Below are 16846 nucleotides of genomic sequence, written 5' to 3' on the forward strand. Positions count from 1 at the left end.
TCAAATCTCGACGCCGCTTTTGTCGCGCTTGGTGGCTGCCAGGCTGATGACCTCCGGCGACCCGGATGCGGCAGAACCCAGCAGCCGTTGGAAGGCCGGCTTTCGCGGCCGCCACATCAGTACGAATCCGGTGTGCAAGGCCGCCGGCACCAGCAGTCCGGCGGCCATGACGAACCCCGAAACGCCCTGGACGATCCCGATGTATCCGATCCCGCCGCAAATCGCAGAAAGCGCAGTGATCACGCCGGTCGCGGAGGCAGGTGACAGGCCACTGTCGAGAAGCAAATGATGCAAGTGCCAACGGTCCGCCGACATCGGGCTGCGGCGGTCAAGCACGCGACGTATCATCAGGCTCAACGTGTCGATAATCGGAATGATAACGACCCAAAGAAGAGCGGCAAATGGGATCGCGGAATCGCCGGCTGCCAGCATGAGGATGACGTAGGAAAGGGTCGCGCCAAGCGCTGTACTCCCGGCATCGCCGAGGAAGATACTGGCGCGTGGACGCCATGGGCTTCTCATATTGAAGATCAGGAAGCCGCAGATTCCGACGAGAAGTATCTCCAGGGAAGGCATGACGTCCGAAGAACCTGAAAATCCGGAAATCACGAGCAGCCACATGATGGCAACCGCCGCCGCACCACCTGCAAGTCCGTCGACACCATCGAGCATGTTCCAGGAGTTGACAAGGCCGGTAATGAAGCAGGTGCTGATGACGAAGGCTACCAACGCCAGGGCTGCGATCTCAGTGTGAAAGAAGTTAAGCGACAGGGATGACGTATCGAATTCGGCGACCATGATGAGGGAAGCCAGCAGTTGGACCAAAAGACGCCTGAATGCCGAAAGTTGATAGCGATCATCGGCGACACCGAGCGCGAGGATGATCGCCAGGGCGAGCCAGTAGTTCACAGAGAGGCTTAAAAGCTGTCCGCTCACGCTGGAAACGATCGCGAAGGCAGCGAATATCGCAATGCCTCCGCAAAGCGGTATATGCCCGTCATGGCGCTTCCTCGCATCAGGATGGTCGACCAGGGCAACGGTAACCGACACCCTTCTCAGCACCGTGATGAACGCAACGCAAAGCATGAAAGCGAGAATATTGCTCAGTATAAGCCCAGACATCTTGACCATCCCCTCGGCGCGCGACGTAGCCGATCCCGACTGCAAGCCAGAGACCCTGCGACGGAGGATAAAATCTCCTGGGAGTTTGCTGATACGTGGGAAAAAGAAGCCAATTTTCAGCCATAAGACGTTGCCGGCGAATAGGCCTACTACTTGCGGCGATATCGGTCGCACCCCAAAGGGCAATGAAATTCGATGGACCAACGCCTTTCCTTTGGAAAGGCGTTCATGCCGGAGAAATCGCAAGAAGAGGTGCGCGTCTGGCTATGACTGGCAGACCCACCTCATCGAAAAGGACGCCCCTTCGATTACCGAGAGCCGGTCGATAGTGGCGAGATCAAGTGACGGCCGCCGAAAATAGCAGTGATCGGTTATGCGTGGCGAAAAGACCTGGTGAGCGCGGTTGCGCCGGGTCCGAGCGGGGCATGAATTTAAGGCAATGCCCGGCAGCTCGGAGCGATGCGAACGACCAGCGAGTTTATATTACTGGATGTCAGCGTAGCCAGTAACACCGCTACCGTAATTTGGGCCCATGCCTTGCGGCTGTGCGTAAGTTGTGTTGCTTGCGCCAGTGGTTGCGCATCCTGAAAGCGTCAAAAGCGCCATTACTGCGGCGGCCAGAAGATATTTCAGAGGCATGGTGTTCTCCGATCATGGGTGGCTGCCAGGCCTCCAGGGGCCAGATCCAAGATTTTCCATTAAATCATCTTCGATGGCAAGCGAGCTTATACGTTCAACCGGAGTTGTACCGCGCGGATGAAAGCAAATGAGGGCATTCAAGCGCGTCGACGAGATCAGCCTGACACAGTTACGAGCCAAGCGCCCCTGCCGATTCCACATGAGAACAGATCGAGACCTTATCCTCTTGTCGGCGTGGAATGATGCAGTGATATCCGAGATAATGCTTCTATAACAATAAGTTAAGTAGAGACAATGGCGGAAGAGGTGGGATTCGAACCCACGGTACGGTTTCCCGCACGCCGGTTTTCAAGACCGGTTCCTTAAACCACTCGGACACTCTTCCATCTTGCTGAAAAGGTTGAAAAATCTACATTCTGTTGATTTCTCGAAATCGGCGATTGCGACCGATTTGCTACCCAATCATTCGATGGGTGGCTTTTTAGCAGCTTTGATCGCAGCGTCAACTTGTTCCGCAGCGTTCGCCGGATAGCTCGTGTGAGCCCTAAAAGTATCCGACCAACCATCGAAGTTCTATTCGACGACGATTGGGGGAAGCGCAAGGACGAACTTAGAGCAGGCTTGCCCCTCATGGCATCGGCGCTGCGGCCTCAACCTTACCTTTGCCGATGCCATCCGCCGGCTGACGACAACAAAACGACCCTCTTTTCTTACAGAGAAGCACAGGTGCCCATGGCCCTTTCACTAGAGCAACGTTTATCCAAGCCAAACGGTCCCCGACCGATTGTTCAAAAACTTCGATTCTCCAGTGTTAATTCAATCGCCGCTTATTCACGCCAATGGTGCGCTACCCACGGTGTGGGGAGGATATAGTGCCGCAAGTATGTCAACGGTGACTTTGTTCCCCTTCGGTTGGCCTTGAAGACGCCGAGTATGTGATCGAGCGGCGTCGCTGACAGGCCTTTGGGGCCGAATTTGCCGTCAATCGCATTTTGGGGATGAAAACCGCGTGGAAATAGAACAACTCGCGCGCTGGTCGGCAAGTGCGGGACGAGTACGTAGTTCAAGGGCATTGGCCAACGACAGTCCTGTCTGAAATGCAAAACCCAGCGTCGAGGATAGAACTTCAGTTTGCCCGGCGCGTTGCGGGTGAGAAAGCGTTGCTCGTATTTATATTCATCGGCGATCGCCTGAGGGTTGGCGCGAAACTTTTCCTGCAAGGGGACGAGCTTGCCTACGGGGAATCGGAAGACGGAGGATTGGCCGAGACGCTCGAAGGGTGTGGTCTGGTTTTGAGCCATGACAACATCATCCGGATTTCCAACCTCGAAGAACGGGTCGAGAGACGCGACGACAACCAAATCGAGATCCAGATAGAGCACCGGACCGGAGAGGCTGCCGAGCTTTGGACCCCAGAGTCTTGCCTTTTGCCAAATGCCCTTCGTGTTCACCGGCATTTTCTCGAGATCAAGATCCGGCAGGTCTTCGCACAGTATCCCCGGGTTCAATCCTTCCCTGTTGTCGGTGAAGCAGGTGAAGGTGAAGGGCGGTGTGATGTTGCGAGCAACCATACCGTAGAGTCGATTGATGAATGTTGCACCGTACTTGGTCCCCCAATTCATGCAAATGACTTGCTTGACGCCACCGCTCGCGGCAAGAATTCTCGTCATCATCCCGCTGAATTTTCCTGAACGACCAAAAGAATTTTTGCGCCAATGTCACGGCACGCGCAGACACCATTCAGCGCCGCTTGCAAAAATGTGCACGTGTACGATTGCATTTTAAACCTGCCAAGTATCGACCGGGTCGTGATCTTCGAATAACAAGCAACCCGACCGCGATCAATCCTGCAATCAGTTACACTTCACGTCTTCACTGAAGTGATGTTACTTTGCCTCATCAGCCGAAGAAGCGAGTTGCAGAAGAATAAAAGCCACTGTTGCCTCGTCTCAAATATCGCGTCGCTGAAAACGCGGTATGAAGGACCCAGCGCGATGGCGGGACGTGAAATCTGCGACGGCCTTCCACGATCAGTATGGCGACACACATTGACGACGGGGGCCGTAATAGGGCTGATAAGTGTTGTCCCATGCGCGATAGGATCGATATCGACTGTAGCACCAGTTCGCGTGCCCATTGCCGCCGTAATATCTCGGCTGCGACGCCAGAGCGCCGATGATCGCCCCTGTCGCCAACCCACCGATGATAGCGGCTGCAGCGTCTCCGTGATCGTACCTGCGATAGTGACGGCGCCGATAGTAGCCGTCGCGGTAGTAATCACCGCGATAATAGCCGTCCCGATAGCTGTAGCGACCGAAATAGCTGCGTGGGGAGTTATTTTCACGGTCCCACCGCCTGATATGGGGATTGTTGCTGCCGTAACGAGGAATGAACCTTCGATGATCGACTTGCTGAACATCCGAGGACGCCTCGACTCCAGGCATTGTCATTGCGGCGGGCAAAGGAAAAGCTTCGGCCGGGGCAACACCTGTAAAGGCAGTTGTGGCCGACAGGATGATGATGGCTAGCTTTTTCATGTCTTCCTCACCTTGTCGGAATGATGCGAGCATCGCATATCATCTTACCCTCAACGTGAACCGAAGGTGAACGTTCGAGCGCTCCCGAAAATGTTACCGGGACGTTCCGCCTTCAATTCAAGCGCCGGGTCCGAGCACGACAATGCGGTGAGCGACGTTCATGCCGGGTTCCCGCGACATGCCTGCCTTTGGCAGGACGCCACAGCCTATCTCTCGTGCCACTGTGTGCGGTTTCGGCGAGCCTCAGAAACCCATTGGAGGCGCATAGAAGCAGCGCACGGTATATTCGTTTGGGAAAAGGCAAAGATGATAGGCGCCGTCCGGAGACTCCATCGTTTGCGTCTGAGGAACGAAGAACACGTGCTTGTGTGTCGCCAGGCGGTGATCACCGGGCAGCAGGGTCACCTGAAATCCCTTCGGAACGGGACGAACCGTCTTCGATGAAATTTGCTGGCAATCACCGTTGTGGCCGTCTCCATTGCAACAATAGGGCTCATAGGTAAAGCCGGACGGAGCTTCATGCGCGCCGGCAGCAGTGGCAAAAATTATGGCAATCCCTGCAAGAATCATTCGCATGGCATCCTCGCTTTTCCGAAAAGCGGAGATCTGCGGCAGGCCGCTTTATCCGCCACAGCACTAAAGTAGAGGCCGATTGAAAACGGGCTAGAGCGATCTGCACCGAACTGCTACCGGCGGCACCACTTGGTCCTGAAACAACTAATATGCCCTATTGTCCGGCATTTTTCAGTCCAAATTCCAACATGGGGCCTGAAGCAAAAATATTTTGAGTATCTCGAAAACTTTCACGAAAATTTAGGTACTTGCGGAACACATATGGAACATATAGTGTCTGTTCTGGCTTTGTTTCACCGATCTGGGGTTCCAGCAAAAATGTTGACGCGCAAACAACAGGAACTGCTCCTTTTCATACACGAGCGGATGAAGGAATCTGGTGTTCCGCCATCCTTTGATGAGATGAAGGACGCGCTCGATCTGGCATCAAAATCGGGAATCCATAGGCTGATCACAGCGCTCGAAGAGCGTGGCTTCATTCGCCGCCTGCCCAACCGGGCTCGCGCGCTTGAGGTTATCAAGCTGCCCGAGGCCTATAGCCCGAGTATTCAGCCACGGCGCGGCTTCTCGCCGAGTGTCATCGAAGGAAGCCTTGGCAAGCCTCAGCCGATTGCGGCTGCACCGATAAAGCCCGTTACTGAGGATCCCGGCAAATCCGTCTCCATCCCGGTGATGGGCCGCATCGCCGCCGGCGTGCCGATCTCGGCCATCCAGAACAATACGCATGACATCGTCATTCCCGCCGACATGCTCGGCAGCGGCGAACATTACGCTCTCGAGGTCAAGGGCGATTCGATGATTGATGCCGGCATCTTCGACGGCGACACGGTCATCATTCGCAATGTTACGACGGCCAATCCCGGCGATATCGTCGTTGCACTGGTGGATGACGAGGAAGCAACGCTCAAACGGTTCCGGCGCAAGGGCGCATCGATTGCTCTCGAAGCAGCAAATCCCGCTTACGAGACGCGCATCTTCGGCCCCGATCGCGTCAAGGTTCAAGGAAAGCTCGTCGGGCTCATTCGTCGCTATCATTGATTGAAGCGGGCGTTTCCAATGTTGCCTGCTCCGTGAAGCGATCCGATCGCCAATCATAGGCGCGGTGCCGGTTCCAGGGCCTCTCCAACGTATCGAAGGCGGTTTTGATAACCGGCCCTTCCTGATCGAAGCGTATTTCCACTGCGCCAGTCTTGCGTAGTGTTTCTCCGGTGAAAAGTGCCGCACCCGACCTGCAACGGTCAAAGCGGAGCCTTATCGACGTGATGACGATCTGAGCGGTGTCGCATGCCGGGCCAAGATAGGCAGCATCGTCGATCGTCGTGACTACCTTTCCGTTCGGCAGCTTCGTCGTGCACCATGCCCTCTTTGCGCAGACGAAGCCCCTATCCGTTCCTGCCTCCGTTGCGGCACGCATGGCTTCCCTCGCCTGCTGGCGTTCTGCAGCATCCAATCTGCGGCGGGACTTGCTTGAAGCGGAGGGGTTGGCCTGCTCCCCATCAATGGTTTTCGGCCTTCGGTGCTGAGAAATCGCAAGCGCATGCTGCCACTGTTCGAAGATGAAACTCGGCGGGCGATCGCGATTGGTAGCGAGCTCGTCGTCATGAATCACAGCGACAAGCCCACCATCCTCGGAAATCAGCATGTCCGGCTGTGGCGCCGGCGGCACTAGGCATACGAGAATCAATGCGATCGCAAGCGTGAGCGTTCCCGTGTGCCGCAATTTCGTGCGAAGCAGAGTGAGCAGCAGAAAGCCCCCGACCATGACAGGAAAGAACCACGACGGCAGGCGCCCGACGTCGATATTGCCGCCCCAGTCCGCGATGGTCTTTGCAATGGCGATGACGAGATCGAGGCCGAAACCGACAACCTTCCATAGCGTTGGATCCAGACCGAAGGGCATCAGCAGCATGGCGAATAGCCCCGCCGGCATCACGATGAAGGTTATGACCGGCATGGCAGCCAGGTTGGCGGCAAGGCCATATGTCGCCAATCGGTGAAAATGCTCGATTGCAAAAACTGCCGTGGACAGACCTCCGATCAGAGATGTCAGCAAAATCCCACCGAAGAACCGCGCGGCCAGCAACAGGGCAAGCAAGGCAGGATTTGTGGTATGGAATGGCGTATGAGCGGGCCGGTCCTTCCAGACCGCGTAGCCTGCAATCAGTGCCAGCGTAGCAGCAAACGACATCTGGAAGCTCGGCCCCAGAACTTCGGATGGCGATAGCACCAGTATGACGATCGCCGACAGGGCGACATTGCGGAGGCTGAGCGAAGGGCGGTCAAAGAAGACCGCAATCAGCATGATGGCCATCATGATGAAGGCGCGTTCGGCGGAGACTCCGAAGCCGGAGATGAGGAAATAGGCAGTAACTGCAACAAGCGCACCGAAGGCCGCGATCTTCTTGGTCGGATAAGCTTGAGCCATCCCGGGAAGGAGGCTCAGTACGGAACGGAAACCGATAAAGAAGATGCCGGCCGAAAGCGCCATGTTCAGCCCGGAGATGGCGATGATATGCGCCAGTCCGGAAATACGCAGTGCCTCAGTCGTCTCCTCCGAAATGGCGCGCCGCTCATCGGTGACGAGCGCGGCGGCGAAAGCGCCGGTATCGCCCGGCAGAATCGAGCGAATGCGATCCCCTATTCCGGCTCTCAGTCCGTGGAGCCATTTTTCGACCGCAACCATCCGCGGCTCTTCGGTGTCGGCCCCTGAACGAGGTACGCGTTGCGGCGCTCCGTAAAAATAGCCGTTCGCACCAATGCTATCGAAATAGGCACTGAAAGCGAAATCATTCAGCAGCGGCAGGGCCGGCCCAGCGGGCGGTACGAGACGCGCACGCCCGGTCAGCGTATCGCCTATTTCGAAGGGAAGATCCATGCCGCGCGAGATAACGGAAATCCGCCTCGGCGGGCGTTTGATCGCTGGCAGTTCGGTCTTCTCCAAGGCGAGGATATAGCGCCAACGCCCCTGCCCGCTGGTCTCACGCCGCTCGACACGGCCCGTCAATGTCGTGGTAACCGCGGAATCGAGAACCACGGTCTGCGAACGCCACGTCTCCACCTGAGACAGCACCATGCCAAGGAGAACAAGAAGACCGGCCCAAACGGTCCGTTTCACCAGAAGCTCGGCATCCCGCGAGACAAAGAGTATGCAGAAGCATACGAGAACAGCGACAGTGAGTGCGATGGCCGAAAAATCGGTTTCAGTCTTAAACCAGATGACGGCGCCCGTTCCGATACAGACGGGAACAAAGAGAAAGGTATGGCCATGCGCCTCTTCCTCGCTCGACATCCACCGGAGGCTGGACCGGGCCTCGCCCAAGATGTTAGCGGCACCGACAGCGAATCGCCTCCGATGCCACGTCCTCGCCGGCTGCCTCGCCTCGGCACGTATCGGTGCCGAAAAGCCGCTTGGACCTTCGTCTATTCGCAGATCCCTGCCCTGCCGTTCGATCGTTTCCGGCTCCGGCATCTACCGCCCCGAATTGGTCAAAAACGGCAGAAGATTGCAACCACTGCATGATTTTCGCAATCACAATCGATTAAAATTCAGAGAAAATACAACTTTGCAAAAATCGCACCTGAACGAGCCGTTTCTTCTATGCAGAAACGCCATTGCTGCTCTGCCTAAAAGTTGATTTTGCAATGCACAATTCAGCGCCAGAGTAACTTGGCATTAGCGTCACGATCATATAGCTAATCGGTAGACGCTTAACCCCTATGGCGCTTTTATGGCGCCAACCGCCATTTTGGAGGATCAGCATGACGGAACAGAGCGCAACACTGAAAATCGGCGACAAGTCGGCAGAATTGCCGGTCAAGAGCGGCACAATCGGACCGAACGTTGTCGACATCGGTGCCCTTTACAAGCAGACAGGTTCCTTCACCTACGATCCTGGTTTTACCTCGACCGCTTCGTGTGAATCCAAGATCACCTATATCGACGGCGATGAAGGCGTCCTGCTGCACCGCGGCTACCCGATCGAACAGCTCGCCGAACATGGCGACTTCCTCGAGGTTTGCTATCTGCTTCTCTACGGCGAACTTCCGTCCGCCGCTCAGAAGAAGGACTTCGACTATCGCGTGACCCATCACACGATGGTACATGAGCAGATGTCTCGCTTCTTCACCGGCTTCCGCCGCGACGCCCATCCAATGGCCGTCATGTGCGGTTGCGTCGGCGCACTCTCGGCCTTCTATCACGACTCCACCGATATCGCCGATCCGCATCAGCGGATGGTCGCAAGCCTGCGCATGATCGCCAAGATGCCAACGCTCGCCGCGATGGCCTATAAATACCATATCGGCCAGCCCTTCGTTTATCCGAAGAATGACCTCGACTACGCTGCGAACTTCCTGCGCATGTGCTTCGCCGTGCCGTGCGAGGAATATGTGGTCAATCCGGTGCTCGCACGCGCCATGGACCGCATCTTTATCCTGCACGCCGATCATGAGCAGAACGCATCGACATCCACGGTTCGTCTCGCTGGCTCCTCCGGCGCGAACCCCTTCGCCTGCATCGCGGCAGGGATCGCCTGCCTCTGGGGACCGGCCCACGGCGGCGCCAATGAAGCAGCGCTCAACATGCTGAGCGAGATCGGCACGGTGGACCGCATTCCGGAATATATTGCGCGCGCCAAGGACAAGAACGATCCGTTCCGCCTCATGGGCTTCGGTCACCGCGTCTACAAGAACTACGATCCGCGCGCCAAGATCATGCAGAAGACGACGCACGAAGTTCTGGGCGAGCTGGGCATCAAGGACGATCCGCTTCTCGAAGTCGCGATCGAGCTCGAGCGCATCGCACTTACCGACGAATACTTCATCGAGAAGAAGCTCTATCCGAATATCGACTTCTACTCGGGCATCACGCTGAAGGCCCTCGGCTTCCCCACGACCATGTTCACCGTGCTGTTCGCGCTCGCCCGCACCGTCGGCTGGATCGCACAATGGAACGAGATGATCGAGGATCCGGATCAACGCATTGGTCGCCCGCGCCAGCTCTATGTCGGCGAACCGAAGCGCGACTATGTTCCGGTCTCGAAGCGCTGAGATCACTACTGCATGTTTCCTTAAATCGGAACCGATTTAAGGATAAAAACATGCAGCAATTCAAAGTGCTACAGCGACCTTTGTGCGTCTGATAAGACGCACGGCGTTGTAACGCGAAATCAACAAAAAACCCGGTCAATGGCCGGGTTTTTTCATTGATAGAAGATCGAGAACGATCGCGGCCGCATGTTCGCCGGGTGGCTTTTCCGTCTGCATCCGCTGCCACACCAGATCGAATCCTTCGATCATGGCGCGCCGCTGTAGAGTGTCGTTTGCGAGACGCTCCACCCATCTGGCGAGGCTTCCGGGCCGCAATATCTCGTTGATCTGCTCGGGAACGACAATATAGTCGGCGATCAGATTCGGCAAAGCTGCGGTCCATGTCTTGATCCGCGCATGCAGGATCTTGATGATCCAATCGGTCCTGTACGCTGACACGACGGGTATGCCGGAAAGTCCCAGTTCGAGTATGACGGTGCCCGATGCCGCCATCGCCGCGTCCGCTTGGGCGAAGGCCTCCCATTTGGCCTGCTGCCCCACCACAATATCCGGACGAATATCCCATTCCTTCACCAGATCCCGCACCAAAACCTCCTGGCGAGGTACGGTCGGCAGGAGGAAACGGGTATGCGGATTGCGTTGGGCGACTTCTGCCGCAGCCTGGCGGAAAACCGGCAAAAGCTTGCTGATTTCTGACGACCGGGAGCCGGGAAGTAAGAGGATCGTCTTTTCCCCACCCGATGCAGGAAGCGGGCGCAGCGCCCTTTGTCTTCGCGTTTCGAGCAACAGCGGATCCGCCGTCAACCGGTGTCCAACATAGGTCGTTGGCGGTCCGCCGAGTCGTCTCATCACGTCCGGCTCGAATGGAAGGATCGCCAGCACATGATCGATATAGCCGAGCATGTCTTGCGCGCGATATTCCTTCCAGGCCCAGACGCTCGGACAGACATATTTGATCACCGGCAGATCGGGAAGAGCCTCCCTCACCCGCTTTGCGACGCGATGCGTGAAATCGGGACTGTCGATGATGATCAGGATATCGGGTCTGGCCGCAATGATTGCTGCAGCGGTCTGCCGGATGCGGGCAACAAGTTTCGGCAGCCGCGCAAGAACCTGCGTGATACCCATCACGGAGAGTTCGGAGAAGTCAAATAAGGAGCGAAGCCCCTGGGCCTCGAGCCCTTCACCGCCGACACCGATCAGTTCCAGAGGGCCACCGTGAGCAGTCTTCAGAGCTGCAATGAGATCCGCCCCCAGGAGATCACCCGAGACCTCGCCGGCGACGACCGCGACTTTCAGCGATGCGCTGGTCATGGAACACTCCGGAGCGGCAGTTCGCGATCGATGCCGTAGACGAAAATTCCTTCCCTGTCTGCGGTTTCAATCAACGTTTCGCGCTCAAGAATGAGCGAGCGTCCCGCTTCGACGGCGATTCCGGCGAGTCCCGCTTTTTTCGCATTCAGCACCGTTGAGACGCCGATTGCCGGTAAATCGGCCCGAATGTCCTGCTGCGGCTTGCAAAGCTTTACCAGTACACCTCGGCGACGCGCCGAAATCCTTCCCTCCGCCCTGAGCTCGGCCACGCGCGCAAGCATGCGGTCGGTTCCTTCGACGCCCTCCAGAGCAACGACCCTTCCCCCCACGCTGACCGCACCCTGGCCAACATCGAGCAAACCGAGAGCTTCGGCCGCCTTCGCCGCCTGCTCGATGTCCCGGTGATCTTCCTCAGACGGCAGGACAGCTCCGACAGGACCTGTGACTGCCAGGAGGTCGGGCGCGATTTCATGCGCCCCGATCACGCGGCGGCCATCGGTTTCAATCAGATTGATGACCATCTGGAGAACACCATCATCCCCTCCGGAAAGCAGCGTGCGGACTACGGCCGGCACCTTCATCAGGGTCCTGAACGTCGGGCGTATCTCACGCCATTCCGGTCGCCTGCGTACGCTTCCCGACATGACAACACGCCTCACGTCATATTGCCTGAAGAGCGCATCAAGGGCCGCGAAATCGCCAACGCTGATCACAGCATGGTCATAGCCTTCCCAACGGCGATCGACCTCGTTCTTGAGGGCGATGATAACCGGGTTCTCGCCGGCGGCTCGCGACGCTTCGGCAACATGAAACGGCAACAGGCCGCTTCCGGCGATAATAGCCAGGCGACCCTCAAGATTCTGGCCAGCCGCCACCTGTTTCAGCCCTTGCCTCGGGTCGGCGAGGACAGGGCGCGATCGCTGTTAGCGGCAATAAAGTCCAGGATCTCGATAACCTGTGGACAATCCGCATATTCCTCGCGGATTGCCGCCGCATTTTCGCGAATGGATCCGTCCCCCTCGAAAATGGACTTGAATGCACGTCTGACGACGTGGATGACGGAACGATCAATGCCCGCCCTCGTCATGCCGACAACATTCAATCCGCCAAGAACTCCAGGATTACCATTGAGCATGCCATAGGGAATGACATCATAGCTGACGGCCGACAATCCGCCGACGAAAGCCTGACGACCGACGCGGGTAAACTGATGTACAGCCGATCCGCCGCCGAGGATGACCCGATCCTCCAGCGTAACGTGGCCGGCAAGCATGACATTGTTGGAAAGAATTACGTTGTTGCCAACGCGGCAATCATGGGCGACATGCGAATTCGCGAGGAACAGATTGTTGTTGCCGACGATGGTCTTGCCGCCGAAATCCACAGTGCCGGTGTTCATCGTCACACCTTCGCGGATGGTGCAGCTCTCGCCGACAGTCAGCGTTGTTTCCTCGCCGCCATGATGAACGCTCTGCGGGTCACCACCGACAACCGCCATCGGAAAGATGCGTGTCCCCTTTCCGATCGTTGTGCGCCCCGTCACGATGGCATGGGAAAGAAGCTCGACATCGTCGTGCAGCACGACCTTCGGGCCCACATGGCAGAAGGGTCCGATGACCACACCCTCCCCAATGACAGCGCCATCCTCGACCACTGCCAAAGGATGAATGCGCGCGCTATCGGCAATGGTGCTCATGCCTCGTCCTTGCGTACGATCATTGCGCCGATATCGGCTTCTGCGACGAGGGATCCATCCACCTTCGCGTCGCAATGGAATTTCCAAATGTTGCCTCGTTGTTTCTGCTTGACCACGTGAAATTCGACGCGATCGCCGGGCACTACCGGCCTGCGGAAACGGGCGTTGTCGATCGTCATGAAGTAGACGAGATTGCCGCTCTGGCCATCCTTGCGAGCGCAGATAGCCCCGGCGGTCTGCGCCATGCCCTCGATCAAGAGCACGCCGGGCATGATGGGCGACCCGGGAAAATGGCCGGTGAAATGCGGTTCGTTGACGGTCACATTCTTGATTCCAATCGCTGAATTGTCACTATCGATCTCGATGATCTTGTCGACCATCAGAAAGGGATAGCGATGCGGCAGGAGCTTCATGATTTCCATGATGTCCGCCGAAGATAGCGTCGCCGTGGCTTCCTCAGTCATTCTTCTCTCCTGATTTCCTGGCGCGGCTGCCTGAGCGCGCCGCAATCTCGGCCATGTCACGTAAAAATTCTTTTAGCGGGCGAGCGGGGATCCCGCCGTAACGTTCGCCCGCCGGGATATCCCCGACGACACCGCTTTTTGCGGCGATCTGCACGCCGTCGCCGATGGTGATGTGCCCGTTGAGACCGGCCTGGCCGCCGATCTGCACGCCGTTACCGATTTTGGTGCTGCCTGCGACGCCGACCTGGCTGACAATCGCACAATGACGGCCGATATGAACGTTGTGACCGATCTGCACCTGGTTATCGATCTTCGTTCCTTCGCCGATAACGGTATCATTCATCGCGCCGCGGTCTATCGTCGTATTCGCACCGATCTCGACATTGTCCTGGATAATGACGCGACCTATCTGCACGAGTTTCATCATGCCGCTAGGGCCAACCGCATAGCCGAAACCATCCTGACCAATCCTGGCACCATTATGGATGATGACGCTATTGCCAACCAGAGCGCAGAGAATGCTTGCGCCAGCGGCAATGGTACAGTTGCGGCCAATCTTCACGTTAGGACCGATGACCGCCCCCGCTCCGACACGCGTCCCCTCGCCAATTTCGGCGCCGGCGCCGATCACCGCCATCGGCTCGACGTCGACGTTGGCTTCCAATCTCGCGGTCGGATCGACGAAGGCGGCAGGCGAAATACCCACCGGCGCTGAAGTCACGGGTGCCGGCCGCATCGCTCCCGGATGGAGCAAAGTCCCAGCTATGGCGAATGCCGTCTGCGGCCTGCCTGAAAGGAGAACCGGAATATGTTCCGGTATCAGTGATTTCAGCGCCGGGTCACAGAGAATCGCCGAGGCACGACACGTCTCCAATTCATGACGATTCCGTCTCGAGAGGATGTAGCAAAGATCCCCTTCACCCGCTCTATCCACCGGAGCGATGGATCGGATCATTGTATGCCCGACGCTCTCATCAACGAGCTCGGCGCCAAGATGGCGCGCCAAGTCTGCGAGGCTCACGCCATCATGGGACGGAAAAAAACTAGCATGCTCCATCGGCGAGCTCCAGAACAGTATTCAAGTCCGTAGTTCTGGACTGCCGATATCAGAATTGGTTGTTTATGCCAAACCTGAAGCGCTGCGTTTCGTCGAAATCTTCCTTGAGGACCGGGAAGGCATAGTCAAACCGCAGGGCTCCAAACGGAGACTGCCAGATCACGCCGAGACCCACAGATGCACGCAGCGATGCGCCCGTGCCTTCCGCAACGTCGGTACCGAGAACATCAACCTTGTTGCCATACAACGTGCCTGCATCGGCAAAGACCGCACCGCGCAAGTTGAAGTCGCGCGGGACAAGCGGCATTGGGAAGCTCGCCTCGGCCGAGGCGACGAAATAGGTCGTACCGCCAAGCGCATCATCGCTGCCCTGAATGCGGGCACCGATACCCTTGGTCTTGAAGCCACGGATTTCATTGCCGCCGATCATGAACTGATCGAATACGTTCAAATGATCGTCGAAGCCTGCAACATAACCGGCCCCAGCCGAGACCGAACCGATGATATCGGCATCGTCGGCCAGCAGATGATAGTAGCGCGCGCGACCACTGATCTTGTAGAACTTGGAGTCGCCGCCCAATCCCGCAATTTCCTGCGTCGCCGTCGCATAGATACCTTCGCGCGGCAGCGTCATGTCATCGAGCGTGTTGTACGTCAGCGACTGCGAAATCGACGATTTGACCCAAGGACCGTTGTCGACCAGATTCCGGTAGGTATCAGACAAATCATCGCTCGGGTCCGAATAATCCATCTGCTTATAGTTATAGCGCAGCGTCGTCGCCAGATCTTCGGTGATCGGCGCAGTCACGCGCAGCGAAACACTCGTTTCCTCATAGTCGTAGTTGTCGTTGCTCGACGTCTCGCTGTGGTTGATATCGAAGCCGGCAGCAAGGCGATAGCCCAGGAGATAGGGCTCCGTGAAGGAGAGGCTGTAGCTGCGCGAATCTTCCGTACCGCCACCAGCCGCCAGCCTGATATACTGTCCGCGACCGAGGAAATTCTTCTCTTCAATGGAAGCTTCGAGAAGGAAGCCGTCGCCGCCCGCTGCGTAACCCGCACCAATACCGAACGAACCCGTCGGCTGATCCTGAACGTCGACGACGATGACCACGCGGTCCGGCGAGCTGCCGGGAGCGGTCGAAATATTGACGGTCGTGAAATAACCCAGAGCCTCGAGGCGACGCTTGGCGCGCGTGATCATCTGCTGATTGAAGGCATCACCCTCGCTCACGTCGAATTCGCGGCGGATGACATAGTCGCGCGTGCGAGTATTGCCACGAATTTCGATGCGCTCGACATAGGCGCGCTCGCCCTGGTCAACGAGATATTCGACGCCGATCGTATTGTTCGAGAGATCGCGATTGCCACGCGGCGTGACGCGGGCGAAGGGATATCCGGCGGAAGCAACGCGATCAGAGATCGCTTCGATCGACCGCTGCACTTCCTTGGCACTGTAGACATCTCCCTTGCGGGTGCGCACTAGGCCCAGCAGATCTTCGGATCTCACGCCTTCGACGGTCGATTCAACTGTGATGTCGCCGAAATCGTAACGCGGACCTTCCTCCATCGTGAATGTCAGCGTGTATTTGTTCGTGGCTTCATCAAGGGTCGCATCCGAGGAGATGATCCGGAAATCGGCATAGCCGCGGTTGAAATAGAACTGCCGCAGCGCTTCCTCGTCCGCATGGAGCTTATCTTCGCTGTAGATGTCGCGGCGGTTGAGGAACGAGAGGAAGTTCGACCGCTTCGTATTGATCACAGATGCGAGACGGCCATTGCTGTAGGCGTGATTGCCAACGAAATTGATGGCCGCGATCTTGGTACGCTCGCCTTCGTTAATGACAAAAGCAACGTTTGCATGGCCCTCGCCCACCGGCACGACCTGGGTCGTCACTTCGACGTCGCTGCGGCCGATAGCGGCGTAGGCATCCTTGATCGACTGGACGTCCGCCTGGAGCTGCGCATCGCTAAGGGCACCGGCAGAATGCGTCTGAACGATAGCGGCGAGCTTGTCGTCCTTGATCTTGCGGTTGCCGTTGAAAACGACCTGGTTGACAAGCTGGTTTTCCTTGACCGTCACGACGAGCGTGCTGCCCGAAACACTGATCCCGACATCGGAGAAAAAGCCGGTCGCATAAAGCTGCTTCACGGAAGCGTCAATGTCGGCATTCGAGAAGCTCTTGCCCGGAACAATCGTCAGATTGGAACGGACGGCGTCGACGCCAACACGCTGCGCACCACGGACATCGATCCGCTGAATGACTGCAGCCTCGGCTGCCGTCGCAGAGACAAAAGTCATCGCAGCCGCACCAGAAGCAACAATACCAGCAGACAGCGCTACCGCCGATACTGCGTTCAAAAACCTTGAACCAGCCTTCATTTTCAATTCTAACCT

General features: G+C 57.2%; 13 protein-coding genes and 1 tRNA gene. 2 read left to right on the top strand and 12 right to left on the bottom strand.

Going from position 1 to position 16846, the window contains the following annotated elements; translation table 11 throughout:
• The 5 genes from AAE029_RS28420 to AAE029_RS28440 form a co-directional block, all read right to left on the bottom strand.
• On the bottom strand, positions 1 to 1122 hold the full coding sequence (locus tag AAE029_RS28420) for an MraY family glycosyltransferase (RefSeq protein WP_371076267.1): 1122 nt from the start codon (positions 1120 to 1122) through the stop codon (positions 1 to 3).
• 934 nt (positions 1123 to 2056) lie between these two features.
• A tRNA-Ser gene (locus AAE029_RS28425) sits at positions 2057 to 2146 on the bottom strand.
• A gap of 442 nt (positions 2147 to 2588) precedes the next feature.
• Positions 2589 to 3434, bottom strand: coding sequence for a glycosyl transferase (locus AAE029_RS28430; protein WP_371076268.1), 846 nt, complete (start codon positions 3432 to 3434; stop codon positions 2589 to 2591).
• Positions 3435 to 3791: 357 nt separating this feature from the next.
• On the bottom strand, positions 3792 to 4298 hold the full coding sequence (locus AAE029_RS28435) for a BA14K family protein (protein WP_371076269.1): 507 nt from the start codon (positions 4296 to 4298) through the stop codon (positions 3792 to 3794).
• Between the two features lie 243 nt (positions 4299 to 4541).
• A complete protein-coding gene (locus AAE029_RS28440) occupies positions 4542 to 4874 on the bottom strand; it encodes a hypothetical protein (protein ID WP_371076270.1) in 333 nt (110 codons plus the stop codon).
• Between the two features lie 315 nt (positions 4875 to 5189).
• On the opposite strand from AAE029_RS28440, the gene lexA reads away from it, so the two are divergent.
• On the top strand, positions 5190 to 5909 hold the full coding sequence (lexA, locus tag AAE029_RS28445; RefSeq protein WP_371076271.1) for a transcriptional repressor LexA: 720 nt from the start codon (positions 5190 to 5192) through the stop codon (positions 5907 to 5909).
• Here the strand turns inward: lexA and AAE029_RS28450 are convergent.
• Positions 5890 to 8340 (bottom strand): ComEC/Rec2 family competence protein, encoded by a 2451-nt coding sequence (locus AAE029_RS28450; protein WP_371076272.1) that lies wholly within the window; start codon positions 8338 to 8340, stop codon positions 5890 to 5892. The two genes, lexA and AAE029_RS28450, sit on opposite strands and share 20 nt — an antisense overlap.
• 290 nt (positions 8341 to 8630) lie before the next feature.
• Between AAE029_RS28450 and gltA the strand changes: the two genes are divergently transcribed.
• On the top strand, positions 8631 to 9920 hold the full coding sequence (gene gltA / locus AAE029_RS28455; protein ID WP_371076273.1) for a citrate synthase: 1290 nt from the start codon (positions 8631 to 8633) through the stop codon (positions 9918 to 9920).
• A gap of 135 nt (positions 9921 to 10055) precedes the next feature.
• Here the strand turns inward: gltA and lpxB are convergent, their stop codons facing one another.
• The 6 genes from lpxB to bamA are packed head-to-tail and all read right to left on the bottom strand — an operon-like array spanning position 10056 to position 16831.
• Complete coding sequence (gene lpxB / locus AAE029_RS28460) at positions 10056 to 11234, bottom strand: lipid-A-disaccharide synthase (protein WP_371076274.1); 1179 nt, start codon at positions 11232 to 11234, stop codon at positions 10056 to 10058.
• Entirely contained in the window at positions 11231 to 12109 is an 879-nt protein-coding gene (locus tag AAE029_RS28465) for an LpxI family protein (RefSeq protein WP_371076275.1), read from the bottom strand. The genes lpxB and AAE029_RS28465 overlap by 4 nt, the downstream gene beginning before the upstream one ends.
• Positions 12110 to 12114: 5 nt before the next feature.
• Positions 12115 to 12930, bottom strand: coding sequence for an acyl-ACP--UDP-N-acetylglucosamine O-acyltransferase (gene lpxA, locus AAE029_RS28470; protein ID WP_371076276.1), 816 nt, complete (start codon positions 12928 to 12930; stop codon positions 12115 to 12117).
• A complete protein-coding gene (fabZ, locus tag AAE029_RS28475) occupies positions 12927 to 13394 on the bottom strand; it encodes a 3-hydroxyacyl-ACP dehydratase FabZ (protein WP_371076277.1) in 468 nt (155 codons plus the stop codon). Before fabZ ends, lpxA begins: the two co-directional genes overlap by 4 nt.
• Entirely contained in the window at positions 13387 to 14451 is a 1065-nt protein-coding gene (gene lpxD, locus AAE029_RS28480; protein ID WP_371076278.1) for a UDP-3-O-(3-hydroxymyristoyl)glucosamine N-acyltransferase, read from the bottom strand. Before lpxD ends, fabZ begins: the two co-directional genes overlap by 8 nt.
• Positions 14452 to 14500: 49 nt before the next feature.
• Positions 14501 to 16831: an outer membrane protein assembly factor BamA gene (bamA, locus tag AAE029_RS28485; RefSeq protein ID WP_371076279.1), complete on the bottom strand. Its 2331-nt coding sequence runs from the start codon at positions 16829 to 16831 to the stop codon at positions 14501 to 14503.
• Positions 16832 to 16846: the final 15 nt, after the last annotated feature.

It is taken from the genome of Sinorhizobium sp. CB7, from assembly GCF_041357635.1.
Classification (GTDB): Bacteria; Pseudomonadota; Alphaproteobacteria; order Rhizobiales; family Rhizobiaceae; genus Rhizobium.

Excerpts from the sequence above, each read along its gene's own strand:
- lpxB (WP_371076274.1), bottom strand. The coding sequence starts at position 11,234 with ATGACCAGCGCATCGCTGAAAGTCGCGGTCGTCGCCGGCGAGGTCTCG.
- lexA (WP_371076271.1), top strand. The coding sequence starts at position 5,190 with ATGTTGACGCGCAAACAACAGGAACTGCTCCTTTTCATACACGAGCGG.
- AAE029_RS28420 (WP_371076267.1), bottom strand. The coding sequence starts at position 1,122 with ATGTCTGGGCTTATACTGAGCAATATTCTCGCTTTCATGCTTTGCGTT.
- bamA (WP_371076279.1), bottom strand. The coding sequence starts at position 16,831 with ATGAAGGCTGGTTCAAGGTTTTTGAACGCAGTATCGGCGGTAGCGCTG.
- AAE029_RS28450 (WP_371076272.1), bottom strand. The coding sequence starts at position 8,340 with ATGCCGGAGCCGGAAACGATCGAACGGCAGGGCAGGGATCTGCGAATA.
- gltA (WP_371076273.1), top strand. The coding sequence starts at position 8,631 with ATGACGGAACAGAGCGCAACACTGAAAATCGGCGACAAGTCGGCAGAA.
- AAE029_RS28435 (WP_371076269.1), bottom strand. The coding sequence starts at position 4,298 with ATGAAAAAGCTAGCCATCATCATCCTGTCGGCCACAACTGCCTTTACA.
- AAE029_RS28430 (WP_371076268.1), bottom strand. The coding sequence starts at position 3,434 with ATGATGACGAGAATTCTTGCCGCGAGCGGTGGCGTCAAGCAAGTCATT.
- fabZ (WP_371076277.1), bottom strand. The coding sequence starts at position 13,394 with ATGACTGAGGAAGCCACGGCGACGCTATCTTCGGCGGACATCATGGAA.
- lpxD (WP_371076278.1), bottom strand. The coding sequence starts at position 14,451 with ATGGAGCATGCTAGTTTTTTTCCGTCCCATGATGGCGTGAGCCTCGCA.
- AAE029_RS28440 (WP_371076270.1), bottom strand. The coding sequence starts at position 4,874 with ATGCGAATGATTCTTGCAGGGATTGCCATAATTTTTGCCACTGCTGCC.
- lpxA (WP_371076276.1), bottom strand. The coding sequence starts at position 12,930 with ATGAGCACCATTGCCGATAGCGCGCGCATTCATCCTTTGGCAGTGGTC.